The sequence below is a fragment of the Sorangium sp. So ce295 genome, from assembly GCF_051527405.1.
Lineage (GTDB): Bacteria > Myxococcota_A > Polyangia > Polyangiales > Polyangiaceae > Sorangium > Sorangium cellulosum_B.
In genome coordinates this window covers 5600891-5619559 of sequence record NZ_CP150324.1, presented here as the reverse complement: position 1 = coordinate 5619559, position 18669 = coordinate 5600891, and the positions used below count along the sequence as shown (strand labels likewise).

Here is an 18669-nt window from a genome sequence, read left to right as displayed (position 1 = left end):
CCACAGCAGCCCGGGTACCCGCAGCAACCCGGGTACCCGCAGCAACCCGGGTACCCGCCGGCGCAGACCGGGCCTGTGCCGGCGCCTACCTTCAACGTGCCCACGATGCCGGGGCTGCCGGTGCTCGGCGATCCCATCAACGACATCAACGTCAGCTGGCTCCAGTCCGAGGCCGGCGTCGTCATGGGCGCGTTGATCGGCGCGCTGCCGGCGGCCTCGCAGCAGAAGGTGAGGGGCATCCCGTTCATCGCCGATCCGACGGTGGGCGAGGTGAACGCGTTCGCCGGCTGTGACGACCAGCGGATGCCGTTCATGGCGATCACCGACGGGCTGCTCGAGGTCGAGGCGCAGATCGCGCAGTTCAAGGCGACCGACGAGGTCTTCGGGACGAGGAAGCTCGACGAGTTCCTGCGGATGCTCGCGCAGCGGCAGCGGCCTGGGCAGCCGATCGTCCGGCCGCCGGTGGGCTTCGTCGATCCGGTGCAGCACACGGACGCGCGCAAGGTCGAGCGGCAGCGCCAGCTCTACCACGAGCAGCTCGCGTTCGTTCTCGGCCACGAGCTCGGCCACCATCACCTCGGGCACACGGGCTGCGCGAACGGGCAGGGGGGGAGCCGGGGCGTCACGCCCGCGGATCTCGGGCGGATGCTGTCCCGCACGCTCCCCATCTTCAACCAGCCGAACGAGATCGCCGCGGACGTGGCGGGGGTGAACAACCTGCTCGCCGCTGGCGCGCGGCAGCAGGGGTACCGCTGGACCGAGGGCGGCGCGATGCTCACGCTCGGCTTCTTCGCGTCGCTCGATCAGCTCACGCCCGCCACGATCCTGTTTGCCTTCGAGCAGACGCACCCGCACCCGCTGCTGCGGCAGCCCGTCGTCCAGCAGACCGCCAACACCTGGCGGATGACCGGAGGCGCGCCCGTGTTCACGTTCCCTGGTTTCGGCGGCTGAGCCACGATTCCCCGGGCGTCTTAGCGCTCGCGGGCGCTCGTCCGGAGGGCTCATCTGCTGCTTCGGCTTGACGCGACCGTGCAGCGCTCCTCCCATCGCGCCGAAAGGAGTCGACCATGCAAGCAGAGCTCGGGATCGAGGACCTCAAGGAAGGCACAGGCGCGGAGGCGAAGCACGGCCAGCTCGTGACGGTGCACTACGTCGGCACGCTGACCAACGGCGACAAGTTCGACAGCTCGCGCGATCGCGGCCAGGGATTCTCGTTCAAGTTGGGGGCCGGGCAGGTGATCAAGGGATGGGATCAGGGGGTCGCCGGCATGAAGATCGGCGGCGTCCGCAAGCTGACGATCCCGCCGGAGCTCGGCTACGGCGCTCGCGGCTTCCCGCCCGTGATCCCGCCGAACTCGACCCTCGTCTTCGAGGTCGAGCTGCTCGCGGTCAAGTGACGTGCGGCGTCGGCCCCGCTGCGTCGGCCGCTGCTAGCGACCGGCGCTCGGGGCGGCGCAGGTCGACGCCGACGCGGCCGTCCCGATGACGCCCGCGGCGCGGCTCACGGCTTGATGGGGGCGCCACACTCGACGCAGAACCGGTTGCCGATGAAGAGCTCGTGCTTGCAGTGCGCGCACCGCGCGACCCGCACCTCGGTCGCGCGCTTTGCGGGCTTCGATGGCGGGGCTTCCTTCGCGGGAGGCCTCGCCGCCGTCGTCACCGCGGTGTAGCGACCGGAGCCAGCGGCGGCCCGCGAGCGCCGATCCGTGAGCGGCGCGGCGGCCATGCGCGCCACCGTGCCTGGCGCGCTGTGGGCCTGGCTCCGCAGGCTGCTGTCCGCGATGGAGTGGACCTGCTGCGCCGCGACGTCGCGATCGACCTCGTCGACCTGGAGCTGTCCCTCGTGGACCGCCGCGGGCGGAACCGTCTCGCCGAGCTCATCGACGTGGAGGGGCCGGGTGTCGTCGAGCTCGGCGCTGTTCGGTTGCCGCTCGTCCTGCGCGTCGAGCTGGATGCGGACGATCAGCGCCGAGATGTTGTCGGTCCCGCCCGCCTCGTTGGCCATCTCGATGAGGAGCTCGCAGGCCTCGTGTGGATCCTGGGTGACGTCGAACACATCGAGCATCTGCTGCTCCGAGATCATCCCGCTCAACCCGTCCGAGCAGAGCAGGAAGACGTCGCCGGGCTGGGTGTGCTCCGAGCGGATGTCGACCTTCACGGCGTCCTTCATGCCGAGCGCGCGCGTGATGATGTTCTTCGGGAGCCTCGCCAGCTCGTCCTGGCTCAGGTCGGGCTTGAGCGCGAGGGCGTCGTTGATGAGCGAGTGGTCCTTCGTGAGCTGCTCGATCTCGCCGTGTCGGATCCGGTAGCAGCGGCTGTCGCCGACGTGCCCGACGTGGATCTGCTCCGTTTCGCACGACACGTAGGCGGCGACCACCGTCGAGCCCATGCCCTGGTGCTGGGTGTACGTGTTCGAGATGACGAACACATCGTGGTTCGCCTTGCGGATCGCCGCGACGACGCGCCGTGCTTCCGGATCGAGCTCCTGTTCGTCGGCCGGGACGGGGCCTGGCAAGCTGCCGGCGCGGGTCGCCTCGAAGAAGTTGTCGAGCGACTTGGTCGCGAGCGCGCTGGCGACGTTGCCCGCGTTGTGCCCGCCCATGCCGTCCGCCACGACGAAGAGGCCGAGCTCGGACTTCACGAGGACGTTGTCCTCGTTGTGCTTTCGCTGGCGACCTACGTCGGTCACGGCAGCCGCGACGGGTCGGGTGCGGCTGCTCGTCCTGAACTCGCCCATTCGCGGCAGATTATACCTGCCCCTCGCTCTGGACCGCCCACATTCCGGCTGCTTTAGCGGCGGGCTGCTCCCTGGGAGCCGGTCGCTTGAGCGGCAATCCTCGGTGACGTACCGGCCGAGGCTGCCGGTGGTCGCGTGCCCCGGGGTAGGGGATCCAGCGCGAGGCGCACACCGAACTGGAAGAATCCGTAAGCCGTGGGGTCGGAACCCTCGTCAGGGCGGGAGAGGTAGGTGCCGGCGTCGAGCTCGGCGAACACGCCGACGCCAAGGATCGGGGCCGGGTAGAAGTCGGCGCCCAGCGCGATGCGGGCGACATCGAGACCGTGGAACATACGATCGGTCGCTGTCGAGCCGGCCGCCGAGGCCTCCGGCGATGTGAAGACCGTTCGCCGGTACCCCACGCCGTAGCTGATCCAGGGGTCTACCGCGATCCCCTGGGCAACGTGGTAGACGAACCCCAGACCCAGATCGAGGCTTCGGCCGGAGCAGTCGCTGCAGCCTGCCGCTGCCGGGAGCAGGGTGTAGGAGCCGCTTGCTTCCAGGACGGTCACGCGGCTCAAGCCGATGCCGAGGTTGGCGCCGAAGGCGAACCCGCCCGAGACCGTGTCGGTGACCGGTTCACCGGCGGCCATGCCGCCGAAGGGCTGGCTGTACCCGGCCCGGCCCTGGAGCAGGAGGTGTCCGCTTCGCTCGTCGGGCCCGGCGGGGCGCTTCACCCCGGCTTCCGGTCCGGACTCCTCTTCTTCCTCGGCTGCGGCCGTCTCCTCGGCTGCGGCCGTCGTCTGATCTGCGGGCTGGGCGAGGGCCTGGTTGGCCGAGAGCACCCAGCCCGCTGCCGCCACGCCGAGCATCGGCGCGGTCCACCTTGTCGAGCGCGATCTCACGAACGGCCTCTAGAACAGCGCGGTCCAGAGCGCAAAGGGGGCGCGTGCCGACGAGCAGGAATGTCGTCCGGGCGACGCAACTGCGCCTCGCGTGCCGACGACAAACCTCCTGGACATGGACGACGCACAGATCCGCAGCGACCACGACAGCGCTTTTAGACCCCTCACCTCGGCTCACGGCGATAGGGCGGCGTCCGCGCCGCCTGCGACGCCGGCCGCGCCCCTCGTGGCGCTGCCGGGAGCGCTCGTCGGAGGGCCCGGCGGTCGATCGGACCCCGGCGCGCGCGGCGGTGAGCCCCTCTCGATCCGGGACGTCACCGTGGAGATCGTGGACGATAGCGACGCGCTCGCCACGGTGTGGCTCCGCTGCGAGCATCCCGGCGGAGGCGCTCCAGTGCGCATCGCCGTCGCGCCGGGGGCCGAGCTCATCCTGGGCAGCGCTCCGGCTGCCGACGTGAGGCTCGACGATGCCGCGGTGAGCGCCCGGCACTGCCGCGTCGCGCACCGCGGCGCATCGATTGAGGTGACGGACCTCGGCTCTCGCAACGGCGTTCGCGTCGGCGGCGTCCGCGTGCGTCAGGCGCTGCTCGTTCCTGGCGGCTGCTTCGAGATCGGTCGCACGGCGATGTGCGTCGAAGCGGCCCGAAAAATCCCGGTGATCGAGGAGGATGGGCCGCCGCTCCCCGGGCTCATCGGCCGCTCGCGGCCCATGCGGCAGCTCGCCGCGGCGGTGCGGCGGGTGGCGCCGCTCCAGCTCCCCGTGCTGCTGCGCGGCGAGTCGGGCACGGGCAAGGACCTCGTGGCCCGGGCGATCCACGCGGAGAGCCCCCGGGCCGACCGGCCGTTCGTCGTCCTCAACGCCGCCACGATCCTGCGGGAGCTCGCCGAGTCCGAGCTGTTCGGCCATCGTCGGGGTGCGTTCACCGGCGCGGTTCGGGAGCGTCAGGGGGCGTTCGTCGAGGCCAGCCATGGGACGCTCTTCCTCGACGAGATCGCGGCGCTCTCGCTGGAGGTCCAGGCGAAGCTGCTGCGCGTCGTGGAGGAGGGGATGGTCCGCCCGCTGGGCGCGGAGAGGGCGACGCAGGTCAACGTGCGGCTCGTCGTCGCCACCTGCGAGCCCTTGGAGACCCTCGTCAGTGAGCGTCGCTTCCGCGCGGATCTCTACGAGCGCCTGGCGGTGTGCCGTCTTCAGCTCCCCGCGCTGCGCGATCGGCCCGACGACATCCCGCTCCTGGCCGAGCACCTCCTGGCGAGCTCCGAGATTGGCCGGCGCCAGCTGTCCCCTGGGGCGCTCGCCGCGCTGCGGGCGCACCGCTGGCAAGGCAACGTCCGAGAGCTCCGCAACGTGCTCATCCAGGCCGCGCTGCGCGCGCATGGTCGTGTGCTGCCCGAGCACATCACGGCGGTCATCGCCGATCGCGAGCCCCCGGTCCGCCGGAAGATCACGCCCGCCGATGCGCTCCGCGCCTTCGAGGAGGTGGGCGGCAACGTCAGCGCCGCTGCGCGGCTCGCGGATGTCCCGCGCTCGACGATGCGGGATCTGCTTCGTGCCGCGAGGGATACGTGAGCTCGATCCGCGGCGCGAGCGCACCGGACCTCAGCGCTAAAAGGCGCCCGCGACGCTGAGCGTGGCCTGACCTGGCGCCACGAACGGCGCGATCGCGGTGATGCGCGGCCCGTCGGCCGCGGTCTGCTGCTTCTGCGGGTACCAATCGATCATGGCGTAGGTCGCGGTGCCGACGACCCCGACGCCGAAGAGGACCCACCCTGTGATCGCCAAAGGGACCGCGCCGTCAAAGCGGTCGAGCTTCTCGCGGAGCTTTCCGCACGCGTTCCTGAAGTCGGGGAGGTCGCCCGACGGATCTTCGCGCGCGCCACAGGGCTGAGACCTGCGGTTCACGGGGATCGCGCTCTGGTGACCCGCGACGTACGTCTCGATCTGCTGCCCGATGTCGTCGGCGCTGCTGCGCGCGTCCACCGTGATGGCCGAGCCGACGATCCCCATGATCAGGCCGACCCCGGCGACGCCGGTCCCTGCCCAGGCGAGCGGCTTGCGAGCGTACCAGTGGAAGAACGGCTCGCGTCCGCCGGAGGCCTGCGCCGAGCTCATCGAGCCCATCGTGCTGCTCGTCGAGACGCTGACGGCGCCCGAGCTCGTCGGCGCGGCTGGTGACGGTGAGGGGCTCGGCGCGGCGGCGCCCGGAGCCATCGCGCCGGGAGCGGTCGCGCCCGGCGCTGGCGGCGCGGTGTTCGTCGCCGGAGGCTGTGCTGGCGCTGGCGGCGCGGCGCCCGGGGGTGCTGATGTGGGCGCAGCGGTCGGCGTCGCCGGGGTGGGCGCGCCGACAGGCGGCGTCGCGGGCGTCGCACCGGTCGTTCCGAGGGTGAGCGTCGCGGGCGTGGCTGTGCCGATCTTCGCGTCCACCTGCGTGGTCGCTGATCGGTCGAGGTAGGTCGCGAACAAGGTGTGCTTGCCGGGCGTCACGAACACCGGATCGAGCAGCGGCGCCTTGCCGATGAGGACGCCGTCAACGCTGATGTCCGCGCCATTCGCGTCAGCGGTCACGACGAGGAAGCCGGTCTTCCGTTTCACATCGGCGATCGCCTTCTCCGCTGCCGCGCGCTGCTCCGGCGTCGCCGCGGCGTGCTCGCGCAGGAACTGCTGCAGGTGCTTGCCGGCGTCTTGGAGGTGATTGGAGCGAAGCTCGCTCTGGCCGAGGTTGAGCAGCACTGCGGGGTGTCGCTTGAGCGCGTAGACCTGAAGGAACGCGGTGCGTGCCTCCTCGAACCGACCGGCGTCGTACGCCTTGACCCCTTCCTCGTAGCGCTGGCGCGCGACCTCGGTCACGGGATCGGACGGTTGCGCGAAGCTCAGCGGCTCGCTGAAGAGAGAAGGGGGGAGCCCGGCCTCCGTGAGCACGGCGGGAGCGATCAGCGAGAGCAGGAGGACTGGGGCGCAGGCGCGTGTTTTCATGGCTCCTCAGATCGGGCTTCGCCTCGTCGGCGTCCGCGAAAGGATACGATTGCAGCAGGCCTCGCTGCCGAGGCGAGAGAGAGGTGCGCTTCAGAACGGCGCATCGCGGATGATGCCGCCGCCCTTGCTGCCTCCTGTCGAGCTCGTGCCACGCTGCGCGGGTGCTGGAGGCGCGGGCCTCTGTGCAGGGGGGGCTGCCTTCGGGCTGGTCGCTGGCACCGCGGGCGTCGCTGCGCTCCCGGCGGAAGCAGGTGCCGTGGCCGATGCAGGCGCCGTGGCCGCAGGAGGCGTCGTGACAGAGGGAGGCGCCGCCGCGGCGGCAGATGCTGTCGCCATCGGGGCCGGAGGCGATGCTGAGGCGCTCGGCGCCGGCGAGGCGCCGTCGTCCTTAGCGGTGGCGGCCGTCGCTGCCGCGGGAGGCGCATGCGAGGCGGCAGGGGGCGTGGTCGCTGCGGCGGGTGTCTCCGCCATCGACGATGCCGCTGGGGGCCCTGGATCCTCTCCGGCGTCGTCTTGACGCAAGGTGCGAACGACGAAGACCAGCAAGGCCACGCCCACGAGGGCGAGCACGACCCGCAGCGCCGTCTTGTTCGGCGTCGACACGGGGATCTCGATGGGATCGTGGTCTTCCGTGCGGACACCGGATGCGGCCACGGTATCCGCGCTCTCCCTGGGCAGATGCGCCGTACGGGAGCCCCTGCGCGCCGGACGCGTCCGTGCCGACGGCGGTTCATTCTCCGGGGGCGGGGAGGGGGACCGGTCCACCCGCGGTTGCGGCTCAGCGGCGTGCGCGCCGGCCGCAGCGTCTGGCGCGCCGGCCGCGGCCGCCGGCTCACCCATTCCTACCTGGGTTTTCCCTGCCGGCGCGGGGGGCTGGTCCCGCGTCACCGAGCCGCCGTCCAGCGCGATCGGGGCACCCGCATCCGCCGCGCCGCCGGCCGTCCGGGCGTCGATGAGCGGCTGAGGCGAGGGGCTGGCCTGCTCACCGGCCCCCGCCGCTCCCGCGTCGCGGGAGTTGGCCCCCGCCGCGGGCGGCCCCGGCGGGTCCTCGCCGATCGCGATGGTCGGGACCCCCTCGATCACGGTGTCGGACACGCCGGACGCGCCGGCTGGTGGGGCCTCGATGACGCGCGTCGTGGGCGCCGCAGGTGCAGCAGGAGAAGGCGCCACCGCGGGTCCAGGCTTCACCGCCGGCGCTTCGGCGGGGGAGGCCGCCTGGGCTTCCGACGATTTCGCAGCGGATGCGCCGGGCTCCTGACCAAGGGCGCCGCCGCGCGCGTCGCCTCGGGCGCCCGACAGCTCGTCGAACCCCTCCCAGGATGGCCGGATCGACGACGCGATCCGTTCCGCCTCCTCAGCAGAGAGGGAGCGCTCACCAGGTTCCGCGGTCGTCGGTTGCTCCCCCGCAGTCATCGCGGTGAGGAACTTACCACCCGCGTCTGCTGCACCGCAATCTCGCGACGGATCGGCGCATCACCAGCTGCCGCGTACGGCGGGAATGAGCACCCCCCTGGTGCCTCCGGAAACCATCGCGAACGGGTCATCCGCCGCGCGCCTCGCGCAGCAACGCGTCATCCCAGGTGTCGGCGACCTGGCTCACCGTCGTGACGATATCCTCGAACTCTTCGTACTCGAGCGCGCTGAGGCGCCGCAGGCAGCGTACCACGACCTCGTTGCGCGACTTGTCGATCGCGAAGGCCGCGTCGGAGGTGATGACGAAGCTGAGCTCCAGGAGACGCCTGTAGAAGGCCTCGCGCCCGCTCAGGGGGACGGCCATGATGGGAGAGAAGACCATCAGGACGCCCTGCGCCTCTAGCACGTTGACGCCGATCGTCGCGCTCCCGTGCTGAAGCTGCGCGTAGCCCGTCTCGTCGAGCGTGCTGTCGCCAGCGCCGCTCGGCGATCTGGCACCGCCTTGAGAGCTCGCGTTGTACCGGGCGAGATACGCGTTGACCATGCTCGTCGCGTCGGCAAACCTCTCCCCCGACGCGCGGTCCGCGTAGAGGGGTCCTGTGGATGAAGTGGGCGTGAGGTCGGGCACGTGAAACCTCCTGGACGCATCGCCAGTCGCTCGGCGCGCGGGGCTGAACTGGCGAACCGACAGCACACCAGCCCGGCGTGGTTGCATCGTAGCGCTCCGGCGTTCGCGGTGATCGCGCTTTTTGCAGTGGTGGCGCACGCCACCCTCGGGTGCAGCGCGGAGGGCAGCGCGCCGGCTGCGCCCGCCGGCGTCTCCGACGAGGAGCGCGCCGCCGCGCTGCTCGATCCGGCTGCCCTTCTCCCACCCCGCGCCGAGACGGTCGCCCTCGCCGATGCCGTCGCCATCGCGTCATCGCGGGCCGGGGCGCCGGCGCAGGCGGCCTCGCTCGCGGAGCTGGCCGGCGATCTTCGCGTGCGGCTCTTCCGCCTCGATCAGGCGGTCACCGACGCGCGCGAGGCGATGGAGCTCTACAGCGCGGCGGCGACGGCATTCCGCGCCTCGGCCGAGCCGGCCAACGTCGAGCGCGCGTGCCAGGCCGAGCGCCGCCGCGCGCTGCTCGCCGGCGAGCTCGCTCACGACGCGGCCGTCGCGTACCGCGAGCTCTACCTGGTCTCGCGGCGCTACGCGGCCCTCGCCCCGCCCGCGCCGTCCGGCGGCGCGCCGCGCTCGCAGTGCCTGGGCGCGCTCGCGCTCGCGCTCGCGCAAGCCGCTGCCTACCGGCCGAGCGGGGATGCGCTGCGCGCGCTGGAGCAGGAGGGACACCGCGTCGAGGGCGTCGCGCTCGCGCTCGCATCGAGCCCGGCGCCGGGCTCCTCCGCCGCGCCCGCCAGCTCCGCGGGCGCGGCGCCGGTGCAGGTGACGACCGCCGAAGCCACCGGCGATGTCGTCGTCGCCCCCCGTGCGCCGGCGGCGCCCACCGGCCCGGTGAAGATCACCTCGATCGAGCGGCACGGCTCGGACAAAGGGGCGCGCGTCGTTGTCGAGCTCTCCGCGCCGACGACGTTCGACGTCGGCACGCTCGCGGCGGACGAGAGCGCCGGCAAGGACGCGCGCGTGTTTGTCGACATCGCGAGGGCGACGTCGCGCGGCATCGCGAGGGAGATCGAGGTCGGCGGCGTCCTGCGGCGGGTGCGCGTCGGCGTCCAGCCGGATGGAACGCGCGTCGTCCTCGATCTCGCCGCCAACCTGCACCGCCGGATCTTCTACCTCCCCGATCCGTTCCGGATCGTCGTCGACGTGAGCACCCGCCCTCCGTTGCGCGATGACAAGGACAGCCCCGGCGGCGCGCGAGAGGTCCGGCGCGTCGCGATCGACCCGGGGCACGGCGGCAACGACACCGGCGCCGTCGGCCCCACCGGGTTGAAGGAGAAGGACGTGACGCTCGACGTCGCCCACCGCGTCGCCCCGCTCCTCGCGCGCGAGCTCAAGATCGAGACGCTCCTCACGCGGGACAGCGACACCTACGTCCCGCTGGAGCTCCGTACCGCGCGCGCGAACGCGTTCCACGCCGACCTGTTCGTCTCGATCCACTGCAACGCGAGCGAGAACGGCCGCGCTCGTGGGGTCCAGACGTTCTCGCTCGCGGCCCCTCACGACGGCGAGGCGACGTCGGCGCAGCTCGCGGCGCGCGAGAACGCCGCCCGCGCCGGGCGGGCAGGGCAGGGCGTGGACCCAGGTGATCCCGGCGCCCGCCTCGAGGTGGCGGCGATCCTGTCGAACCTCAACGTCGGCGACATGGCGGCCCGCTCGCGCCACTTCGCCGAGCTCCTCCAGCGGTCGTCGCTCGCCTCGCTCTCGCCCCGCTACCCCGACACGAAGGATCAGGGCGTCAGGGGCGCGGGCTTCTTCGTCCTCGCGGGCGCCGACATGCCGGCCGCGCTGTTCGAGACCGCGTTCATCTCGAACCCCGAGGACGAGGCTCGCCTCGCGACCGCCGACTTCCGGCAGAAGATGGCGGACGCCATCGTGAACGCGATCCGCGCCTACCGCGAGGGCAAGTGAGGGGCGCCGCTGGCCTGCGCGGGCGTCGCCCGCGCAGGCGTCACCCGCGCAGGCGTCACCCTCGCTCGAGGCCCATGAGCCGCTCGAGCGAGTCGCGCAGCTCGCCGGCCTCGCCCTTCTTGATGAAGTCGTAGGCGCCGGCCTCGGTCGCGTTCTTCTTCATGTCCTCGTGGTTCGAGTACACGATGCAGCGGATGTGCGAGGTCGCGTCGATGGAGCGGAGCCGCTCCAGGCAGCGCACGCCGTCGAGGCCCGGCATCATGATGTCCAGGATGAGCGCGTCGGGCTGGAGGTTGCCCACCGCGACGAGCGCGTCGAACGGATCCTGGAACGTCGTCAGGTCGAACCTCCGCGACAGCGTCTTGCGGAGCGCGGCGAGGACGGAGGGGTCGTCGTCGACCACGACGACCTTCGGCTTGCCCATCCGGAGGATCTCCGGGATCGGGTAGCCGTACTTTCGGAGGAAATCGAGCACGTCCAGCCGCCGGAAACGGAGGTGCCGTCCGGGCGTGCGGAAGTGGCGGATCTCCCCCTTGTCCGCCCAATTGTGGATGGTCTTGAGGTCCACCTGACAGAAGCGCGCGACGTCGCTCGCGGTGAACAGCTCGGGCTGCGTCGTGTTCTCTTTCGGGTTCGTTTCCATGGCTCACTCCTCGAGATCAGGCGTCGCCGGCACGGAGGGGGCATTCGTCTGGGGGGCGTCGAAGCTGGTCGGCACGGGTGGATCTGGCTCTCGTTCCTGTTTGATGTGGATCAGGGATCCATGTGCGCAGCATTCTTCGGCGACGAAGCGCCCGTTGCGCAGGACATAACGGGTCGGACCCTCGGCGCGCCGATCGCGCGTCTCGTGCGAAGGGTCACCTGGCAGCGCCAGGTAGGGCGGCTCGGCCCCATCGCCCGGGACGAAGCGCGGACAGATCGGCAAGAGCGACTGGCGTTCCGCGAGCGCCACGGCGCTGCGCACGTCCAGGGCCGCGGTGAGGAGCTCGAGCGTGCGTGAAGTCGGCGGAGCGAGAAGGATCTCCCCACGCGCGGCGCGCTCTAGGACCTCGGACGGCGCTGCCCAGAAGCTCATCGTCGTCTCGTGCCCGTCGTGTCGCCCGATCTGGCCTGGCGGTAGCGGTAACAGGAAGAAGCGCGCGTCGAAGCGCCGCTCCTCGGCGAGGGGCGTGATCCACCGCGCCCACGGGACGAGCGCCGCGAGCGCGAGCTTCAGGCCGCGCCGCGCGAGGACCGCATCGAGCGGCGCCCCGGCGGCGAGCTCCCGCCCCACCGCGTCGACCTCGTCGCCGGACAGCGGAAGATCGGTCGGCAGGATGCCCCCTTCCTCCAGCGTCTCGCGGCACGCGGCCACGCACAGCGCTCGCGCCGGCGTCTCGCCCGTCGCGAACGCAGCGGCGCGCGCCGGTGGCTCGGTCGCCCGATCCCTCCAGACTTCCGCGCCGTCCTGCGCGTCCACTTTCCCACCAGGGAACACCACGGCGCCCCCCATGAAGCTCGAGCTCGCGTGGCGGCGAACGCAGAACACCTCGATTCCAGCGCGACCGTCACGGAGGACGATCACCGTGGAGGCATCGCGGGGACGGACCGGGGTTCGGTTCTGATCGAAATCCAGCAATATGGGATAAATTTGTTCCACGTGAGCTGCCTTTCGTCAAACCGTCCGCTGCGTCTCATTTCCGGCGTGCTCTGGGGTGAGCATGCGGGTTTGAGGCCAAGTCCGCCGCCTTTTCCGGCGGCTCGGGGACTTCCCGCAGATGCTTTCCACGCTGTCCCGACAACCGATGCCGATTGATGCCGCAGCGTCCGGTCGGTCGCGGGCGTGATGGCGTTTGATGGCGACCGAGGGTGAATCGAGAGGCGTCGGCCGCAGTGAATTCGGGCGATCTCTGCCTGCGACGGAGGCGTCGTTGACGGGCTCGGCTCCCACGCCTAGAATCCCGCGCCTCGCAATTTCGGGGGGCTGTCTGGCCTCTCCGGACATGTCGCGGAGCCGTAAGTCCCGGCAGCCGGGGTCAGCGCCCCGCGGCTTGCATGCGCCAGGGAGCTCAGACGGCAGCGCCGAACGGCGCATTCGACGCGAGAGGACCTATGAACAAGGCCCAGCTGAAAAAGTTCAAGACCCTGCTTGAGACGAAGCGCGACGAGATCGTCAAGAAGGCCAAGCAAACGCTGACCGAGGACATGATGCTCGACGCGAACGATCTCCCTGACGAGATGGACCTCGCGTCGAGCGAGTACCTGCAGTCGTTCACCTTCCGGCTCCGTGGCCGCGAGAAGTCGTTCCTCGACAAGATCCAGAAGGCGCTCGTGAAGATCGAGGACGGCTCGTTCGGCAAGTGCGAGGAGTGTGAGGAGGAGATCTCGGCGAAGCGCCTCGAGGCGCGCCCCGAGACGACCCTGTGCATCCGCTGCAAAGAGGATCAGGAGCGGGTCGAGAAGGACTACGGCTGACGCTGCGCCGCGCGAGGAGGCCGGCCGCCGGTCGCCTCCTCGCGCGAGGGTGCCTCGGCGCCGTCGGGCGTGCGCTCCTGCTCCCGGTCCACGTCGCGCGGACCGGCAGGGGCCACGCCCGTTCTGCTATTTGCGGGCGGCCGCGCGGCTGCGCGGCTGCTGCGGGGTGCGACGCTTCGACGCCACGAGCACCTCGCGCAGGTACGCGCCGGTGAATGACGCCTCCTCCTGCGCGATGTCCTCCGGGGTGCCAGCGGCGACGATCGTCCCGCCGCGCTCACCGCCCTCGGGGCCCAGGTCGATCACCCAGTCGCTGCAGGCGATCACGTCGAGGTTGTGCTCGATCACGAGGACGGTGTTCCCGGCGTCGCGCAGGCTCATCAGGCTCGCGGTGAGCACCTCGATGTCGGAGAAGTGCAGGCCTGTCGTCGGCTCGTCGAGCACGTAGAGCGTGCGGCCGGTGGCCTTGCGCGCGAGCTCGCGCGCGAGCTTCACCCGCTGCGCCTCGCCGCCCGAGAGCGTCGTCGCGGGCTGCCCCAGCGTGATGTAGCCGAGGCCGACGCGCGCGAGCGCGGCGAGCCGCTCCCGGACGCGGGGGAGCGCCTCGAACTGGTCGATCGCCTGCTCGACCGTCAGGTCGAGCGCGTCGGCGATCGACATCCCGCGGTAGAGCACCTCGAGCGTCTCGCGGTTGTACCGGCGGCCGCCGCACGTCTCGCACGTCACGAAGATGTCGGGCAGGAAGTGCATCTCGATCCGGAGCACGCCGTCGCCCTGGCAGGCCTCGCAGCGACCGCCCTTCACGTTGAACGAGAAGCGGCCCGCCTTGTACCCGCGCGTCCTCGCCTCCGGGAGGCCCGCGTAGAGCTCGCGGAGCAGCCCGAAGACCCCCGTGTACGTCGCCGGGTTCGAGCGCGGCGTGCGGCCGATCGGGGCTTGATCGATCGAGATGACCTTGTCGATGTGCGAGAGGCCCTCGATGCCGTCGCACGCGCCGATCGGGGCGGAGCTCCTGTACAGCTCGTTCTTCGCGGCCGGCAGCAGCGTGTCGACGATGAGGCTCGACTTGCCCGAGCCCGACACGCCGGTGACCGTGCAGAAGAGGCCGACGGGGATCTCGGCCGTGACGTTGAGGAGGTTGTGGGCCCGCGCGCCGCTCACGCGGATGAAGCGCCCGTCGGGGCGCTGGCGCTTCGTGGGGATCGCCAGCTGCTTCTTGCCGCTGAGGTACGGGCCGGTGATCGACGCCGGATCGGCGCTCAGCTCCTCCGGCGTGCCCTGCGCCACCACGTTGCCGCCGTGCACGCCCGCGCCCGGGCCCATGTCCACGATGTGGTCGGCCGCGAGGATGGCGTCGCGGTCGTGCTCGACGACGACCACGGTGTTGCCGAGGTCCACGAGCCGCCTGAGCGCCTCGAGCAGGCGCGTGTTGTCGCGCGCGTGCAGGCCCACCGAGGGCTCGTCGAGCACGTAGAGCACGCCGACGAGCGCGGCCCCGATCTGCGTCGCGAGGCGGATGCGCTGGCCCTCGCCGCCGGAGAGGGTCTGCGCGGAGCGGTCGAGCGTGAGGTAGTCGAGCCCGACGTCGATGAGGAACCCGAGGCGGGCGATCACCGCCCGGAGCAGCGGCTCGGCGATCGCGCGCTCGCGCGGCGCGAGCGCCCCGTCGACGTGGGCCTCGCCCGCGGCCTGCCCATCGGCGGGGGCCCGCGGCGCGCTTCCCTTCGCGGCCAGCGGCGCCCCTTCCTTCGGCGGCATGAGGCCCTCGAGGAAGACGCGCAGCGTGCGCAGCGGCAGGGTGCCGACGTCCGCGATGTTGCGATCCCCGAGGCGCACGGCGAGCGCCTCCGGGCGCAGGCGCCTGCCGTCGCAGGCGTCGCACACGCGCGTGATGACGAAGCGGCCGATCTCGTCGGAGAGCGCGGCGCTGTCCTCGTCGGGATCGGCCTCCTCCTCGTCGGCGAGGGCGGGCTCGCCGCTGCTCAGCAGGCGCTCGAGCCGCGGGATGATCCCCTCGTAGGCGGCCTTCTTCTTCCCCCGGCCGCCGGCGCCCTGGGCGTCGCTCCCCTCGAGGATCGCCTGCCGCACCGCCGCCGGCAGCTTCGCCCACGGGACGTCCGGATCGCAGCCGAGCGCGCTGACGGCCCGCTCCGTCTCCGTGGCGAGCGAGAGCGAGCCGCGGCGCCCCCAGGCCACCACCGCGCCCTCGCGGAGCGTGCGCCGAGGATCGGGGACCACGCGGTCCGGATCGATGCGGGTCCTCGCGCCGATGCCGTCGCAGGCGGGGCACGCGCCGTGCGGGCCGTTGAAGGAGAACATCCGCGGCTCGATGGGCGGCAGCGAGATGCCGCAGTCGATGCACGCGAAGCGCTCGCTCATCCAGAGCGGCTCGATCTTCATGCCGTCGCTGGAGATGTCGACGAGCAACCTGCCCTCGCCCAGCTTGAGCGCGAGCTCGACGGAGTCGGTGAGCCGGCCCTTGATGCCGTCCTTGACCACGATCCGGTCCACGACCACGTCGAGGTCGTGCGCGCGCGTCCGGTCGAGTACGATCTCGTCGCCGAGATCGACGATCTCGCCGTCGATGCGCGCTCGCACGAAGCCCTCCCGGCGCAGCCGCTCGATGTCGAGCTTCAGCTCTCCGCGGCGGCCTCGCGCGATGGGCGCCATGATCGTGACCCGCGTCTTGTCGCCGAAATCCAGGATGCGGTCGACGATCTGCTGCACCGTCTGGGCCTCGATCCGCTTGCCGCACGCGGGGCAGTGCGGGGTGCCGACGCGCGCGAAGAGCAGGCGGAGGTAGTCCGAGATCTCGGTCACCGTGCCGACGGTCGATCGCGGGCTCTTCGCCAGCGCGCGCTGCTCGATGGCGATGGCGGGCGAGAGGCCCTCGATCGACTCGACGTCCGGCTTGGACAGCTGCTCGAGGAACTGCCGCGCGTAGGCGGAGAGCGACTCGACGTAGCGGCGCTGCCCTTCCGCGTAGATGGTGTCGAACGCCAGGGACGACTTGCCCGAGCCGCTCGGGCCGGTGATCACCACCAGGCGGTCGCGCGGAAGCGACACGCTGACGTTCTTGAGGTTGTGCTGCCGGGCGCCTCGAACGACCAGTCGATCCATAGGGGGAACCGGAGAGCTATCACACACGGAAGCGGGCGTGGCGCCGCTCCTGCTCGCCGCTCGCTGCTCTGTTGGCTCTGTTGTCCCCTGTTGCCCTCGTGGCCCCGCCCCGTCGCGCGCCGCGACGCGCCGCGCACGGCGCGCGCCAGGTCTTCCGGTTGTCTTGCAATTCTTCTCACGTCGCTGCGCTGCGAGCTGGACTATGAGAGGGCGCGCAGGTGGAAGCGCGTGCAAGGAGTGTCCTGATGGCGGTCGGCGCCGGCGCTGCGCTCGGCGTGGTCGGGCTCCTTGCGCGGTACGCCCCTGAGCTCGACGCGCTGCTGCTCGACCCGCCCTCTCCGTCCGGGCGCTCCGAGCCCGGCCCCGCTGCGGCGCCTTCTGTCGGGCCCGCGGCACCAGCATCGTCCACGCCTGCACCCGCCACGGCCGCTGGTCAGGGGGAGGCAGCAGCGCCCGCTCCGGGCTCGCCTCCCGGTGCGGCCCCGGTTCCGCGAAGCGCGAGCCAGCAGGCCGCCGCGGCGGCCCCGCTGGTCGATCCCTTCGCGGAGGATCCGGCGGCGCGCGCTGCGTGTCCCGCCGACATGAGCCTCGTGGAGGGCGATTTCTGTCCATCCCTCCCGTATGTCTGCACCCGCAGCGGCGATGGAGCCGGCCATGGCTGCCCCGAGTACGGGCGCGGCGCCCGCTGCCGGGCTCCTTTGGATCACCGGCGCTTCTGCATCGACCGCCACGAGTGGCCGAACCGGGTGGGCGAGCTCCCGCGCGTCTACGTCGACTGGTACGAGGCGAAGTCGCTCTGCGCCTCGATCGGCAGGCGGCTGTGCCGGCGCTCCGAGTGGATGCTCGCTTGCGAAGGACCGAAGCGCCTGCCGTATCCTTGGGGCTTCGTGCGCACGCCCAGCCCTTGCAACATCGACCGCGCCGCGATCGAGTTCGACATCGACGCCATGGTGGACGAGGCGACCCGCGAGGGCGAGATCGCCCGGCTGTGGCAGGCCGATCCCATCGGATCGCACCCGAACTGCATCAGCGCCTACGGGGCGTACGACCTCTCCGGCAACGTCGACGAGTGGACCGACAACCTCGCCGACGATCCGGGCACGTCGCGCCCGGCCACGCTCAACGGCGGCTACTGGGGTCCTGTTCGGAACACCTGCCGCCTCACGACCGGAGGGCACGGGCCGACGTTCAAGTTCTACCAGGTCGGCTTCCGTTGCTGCGCGGACACGGTCGACGGCGTCGTCACGCCGCCGCCGCGGCCCTTCATCGAGCGCGACCGCGAGAAGGACGGCGTGTACGACTGACATGCGCGAGCGCATCGCCTTCATCGCCGCCCTCGTCGTCGCCGCCCTGGTGAGCGCGCTCCTCTTCGCCCCGCGCTTCCAGAGGTCGCCTGGGCCGCTCGACGCGGCGAGCGCGGCCCCGGCTGCGAGCATCGCCCCGCCGGAGCCGGCCCCGCCCGCGCCCGCGCTGGCGCCTCCGGCGCCTCCGCCGCTGCCTGCGTACGTGCGCGTCGACCCGGAGAGCCGCACGGCGTGCCTCGGCGGGATGGTGCTCGTCGACGGCATCTATTGCCCGTACGTCGGGCACCACTGCGCCGCGTACATCGACGAGGAGAAGGACATCTGCGCCCGGTTCGAGCCGGAGGTGCTCTGCGAGGGGCGCCTCCAGCACCGGCGCTTCTGCATCGACGTCTTCGAGTACCCGAACATCGAGGGCGTCCGCCCGGTGGTGATGGTCAACTGGCTGGAGGCGAAGCGCGCCTGCGAGATCGAGGGCAAGCGGCTCTGCTCCGGCGAGGAGTGGGAGTTCGCGTGCGAGGGGCCGCAGATGTGGCCCTATCCTTACGGGATCGCTCGCGATCCTGACGCCTGCAACATCGACAGGAAGATCTCGATGCCGGTGCTCGAGACGTTCGCTGACCCATGGAAGATCTCGGCGGAGGTCGAGCGGCTCGATCGCCGGGTTGCGTCCGGGGAGATGCACCGGTGCGTCAGCCCCTTCGGCGTGCGCGACATGACCGGCAACGTCGACGAGTGGGTGAACAATGAGCTCGGCACGCTGGACGAGAAGCCGTTTCGATCGACGCTGAAAGGGGGCTACTGGGGGCCGATCCGCTCGCGATGCCGCCCGGTCACGTCGACGCACAACCGGTGGTTCCGCTTCTATCAGGTCGGGTTCCGGTGCTGCTCCGACGCGCTCGACGGGGGCAAGGCCGTGACCCCGGCGGCCAAGACAGCGCGCATCCCGCGCCGCAGCCCGATGGTCGATCCGGGCGGGCGGCAGGGGCCGTGAGGGGCCGCAGCCCGCGCGGGCCTGTGGCGAGGCCTCCGGCGTCGACTGACCGCGCACGCCGGCGCAATGTCCGTGCGCCATGCCCGGCGAGGCCTCCCTCGCGCTGCGCCCCGTCTGCGAACGGGCTTCCCTCACGGCCGAGCCACCCCCGACCGCCGTGGCGCCATCGTGGAACCCGGTCCGGCCGAACCGCTCCCCTTCCAACTGCGCGCCGCTTGGACTACGT

14 protein-coding genes are annotated in these 18669 nt (G+C 71.6%); 7 read left to right on the top strand and 7 right to left on the bottom strand.

Annotation, left to right across the window (positions count from 1 at the left end; genetic code table 11):
• Positions 1–75: 75 nt before the first annotated feature.
• Together WMF11_RS21210 and WMF11_RS21205 are read left to right on the top strand one after the other, a co-directional pair.
• Positions 76–951, top strand: coding sequence for a M48 family metalloprotease (locus tag WMF11_RS21210; RefSeq protein ID WP_437747267.1), 876 nt, complete (start codon positions 76–78; stop codon positions 949–951).
• A 116-nt stretch (positions 952–1067) separates the two neighbouring features.
• Positions 1068–1397, top strand: coding sequence for an FKBP-type peptidyl-prolyl cis-trans isomerase (locus WMF11_RS21205; RefSeq protein WP_437978717.1), 330 nt, complete (start codon positions 1068–1070; stop codon positions 1395–1397).
• Between the two features lie 104 nt (positions 1398–1501).
• Here WMF11_RS21205 and WMF11_RS21200 read toward each other — a convergent pair whose 3' ends face one another.
• Both WMF11_RS21200 and WMF11_RS21195 read right to left on the bottom strand, forming a co-directional pair.
• On the bottom strand, positions 1502–2737 hold the full coding sequence (locus WMF11_RS21200) for a Stp1/IreP family PP2C-type Ser/Thr phosphatase (RefSeq protein WP_437978716.1): 1236 nt from the start codon (positions 2735–2737) through the stop codon (positions 1502–1504).
• A gap of 53 nt (positions 2738–2790) precedes the next feature.
• Complete coding sequence (locus tag WMF11_RS21195; protein ID WP_437978715.1) at positions 2791–3588, bottom strand: hypothetical protein; 798 nt, start codon at positions 3586–3588, stop codon at positions 2791–2793.
• 148 nt (positions 3589–3736) lie between these two features.
• Here WMF11_RS21195 and WMF11_RS21190 point away from each other — a divergent pair, with 148 nt between their 5' ends.
• On the top strand, positions 3737–5188 hold the full coding sequence (locus tag WMF11_RS21190; protein ID WP_437978714.1) for a sigma 54-interacting transcriptional regulator: 1452 nt from the start codon (positions 3737–3739) through the stop codon (positions 5186–5188).
• A gap of 36 nt (positions 5189–5224) precedes the next feature.
• Here WMF11_RS21190 and WMF11_RS21185 read toward each other — a convergent pair whose 3' ends face one another.
• Together WMF11_RS21185 and WMF11_RS21180 are read right to left on the bottom strand one after the other, a co-directional pair.
• Positions 5225–6592 (bottom strand): hypothetical protein, encoded by a 1368-nt coding sequence (locus tag WMF11_RS21185; RefSeq protein ID WP_437910317.1) that lies wholly within the window; start codon positions 6590–6592, stop codon positions 5225–5227.
• 1540 nt (positions 6593–8132) lie between these two features.
• Positions 8133–8549, bottom strand: a complete 417-nt coding sequence (locus WMF11_RS21180) for a YbjN domain-containing protein (protein ID WP_437910313.1) — start codon at positions 8547–8549, stop codon at positions 8133–8135.
• Positions 8550–8762: 213 nt separating this feature from the next.
• Here WMF11_RS21180 and WMF11_RS21175 point away from each other — a divergent pair, with 213 nt between their 5' ends.
• Positions 8763–10574: an N-acetylmuramoyl-L-alanine amidase gene (locus WMF11_RS21175; protein ID WP_437978713.1), complete on the top strand. Its 1812-nt coding sequence runs from the start codon at positions 8763–8765 to the stop codon at positions 10572–10574.
• 55 nt (positions 10575–10629) lie between these two features.
• On the opposite strand, the gene WMF11_RS21170 is transcribed toward WMF11_RS21175, so the two are convergent.
• On the bottom strand, positions 10630–11217 hold the full coding sequence (locus WMF11_RS21170) for a response regulator (protein WP_012236418.1): 588 nt from the start codon (positions 11215–11217) through the stop codon (positions 10630–10632).
• Positions 11218–11220: 3 nt separating this feature from the next.
• A complete protein-coding gene (locus WMF11_RS21165) occupies positions 11221–12213 on the bottom strand; it encodes an NUDIX hydrolase (RefSeq protein WP_437978712.1) in 993 nt (330 codons plus the stop codon).
• Positions 12214–12665: 452 nt separating this feature from the next.
• On the opposite strand from WMF11_RS21165, the gene WMF11_RS21160 reads away from it, so the two are divergent.
• Positions 12666–13028: a TraR/DksA family transcriptional regulator gene (locus tag WMF11_RS21160; RefSeq protein ID WP_012236416.1), complete on the top strand. Its 363-nt coding sequence runs from the start codon at positions 12666–12668 to the stop codon at positions 13026–13028.
• A gap of 126 nt (positions 13029–13154) precedes the next feature.
• Here the strand turns inward: WMF11_RS21160 and uvrA are convergent, their stop codons facing one another.
• Positions 13155–16148, bottom strand: a complete 2994-nt coding sequence (gene uvrA / locus WMF11_RS21155; protein WP_437910308.1) for an excinuclease ABC subunit UvrA — start codon at positions 16146–16148, stop codon at positions 13155–13157.
• Between the two features lie 245 nt (positions 16149–16393).
• Here uvrA and WMF11_RS21150 point away from each other — a divergent pair, with 245 nt between their 5' ends.
• Both WMF11_RS21150 and WMF11_RS21145 read left to right on the top strand, forming a co-directional pair.
• Positions 16394–17452, top strand: coding sequence for an SUMF1/EgtB/PvdO family nonheme iron enzyme (locus WMF11_RS21150; protein WP_437978711.1), 1059 nt, complete (start codon positions 16394–16396; stop codon positions 17450–17452).
• Between the two features lies 1 nt (position 17453).
• Positions 17454–18443, top strand: a complete 990-nt coding sequence (locus tag WMF11_RS21145) for a formylglycine-generating enzyme family protein (protein ID WP_437978710.1) — start codon at positions 17454–17456, stop codon at positions 18441–18443.
• The last annotated feature ends 226 nt before the right edge of the window (positions 18444–18669 follow it).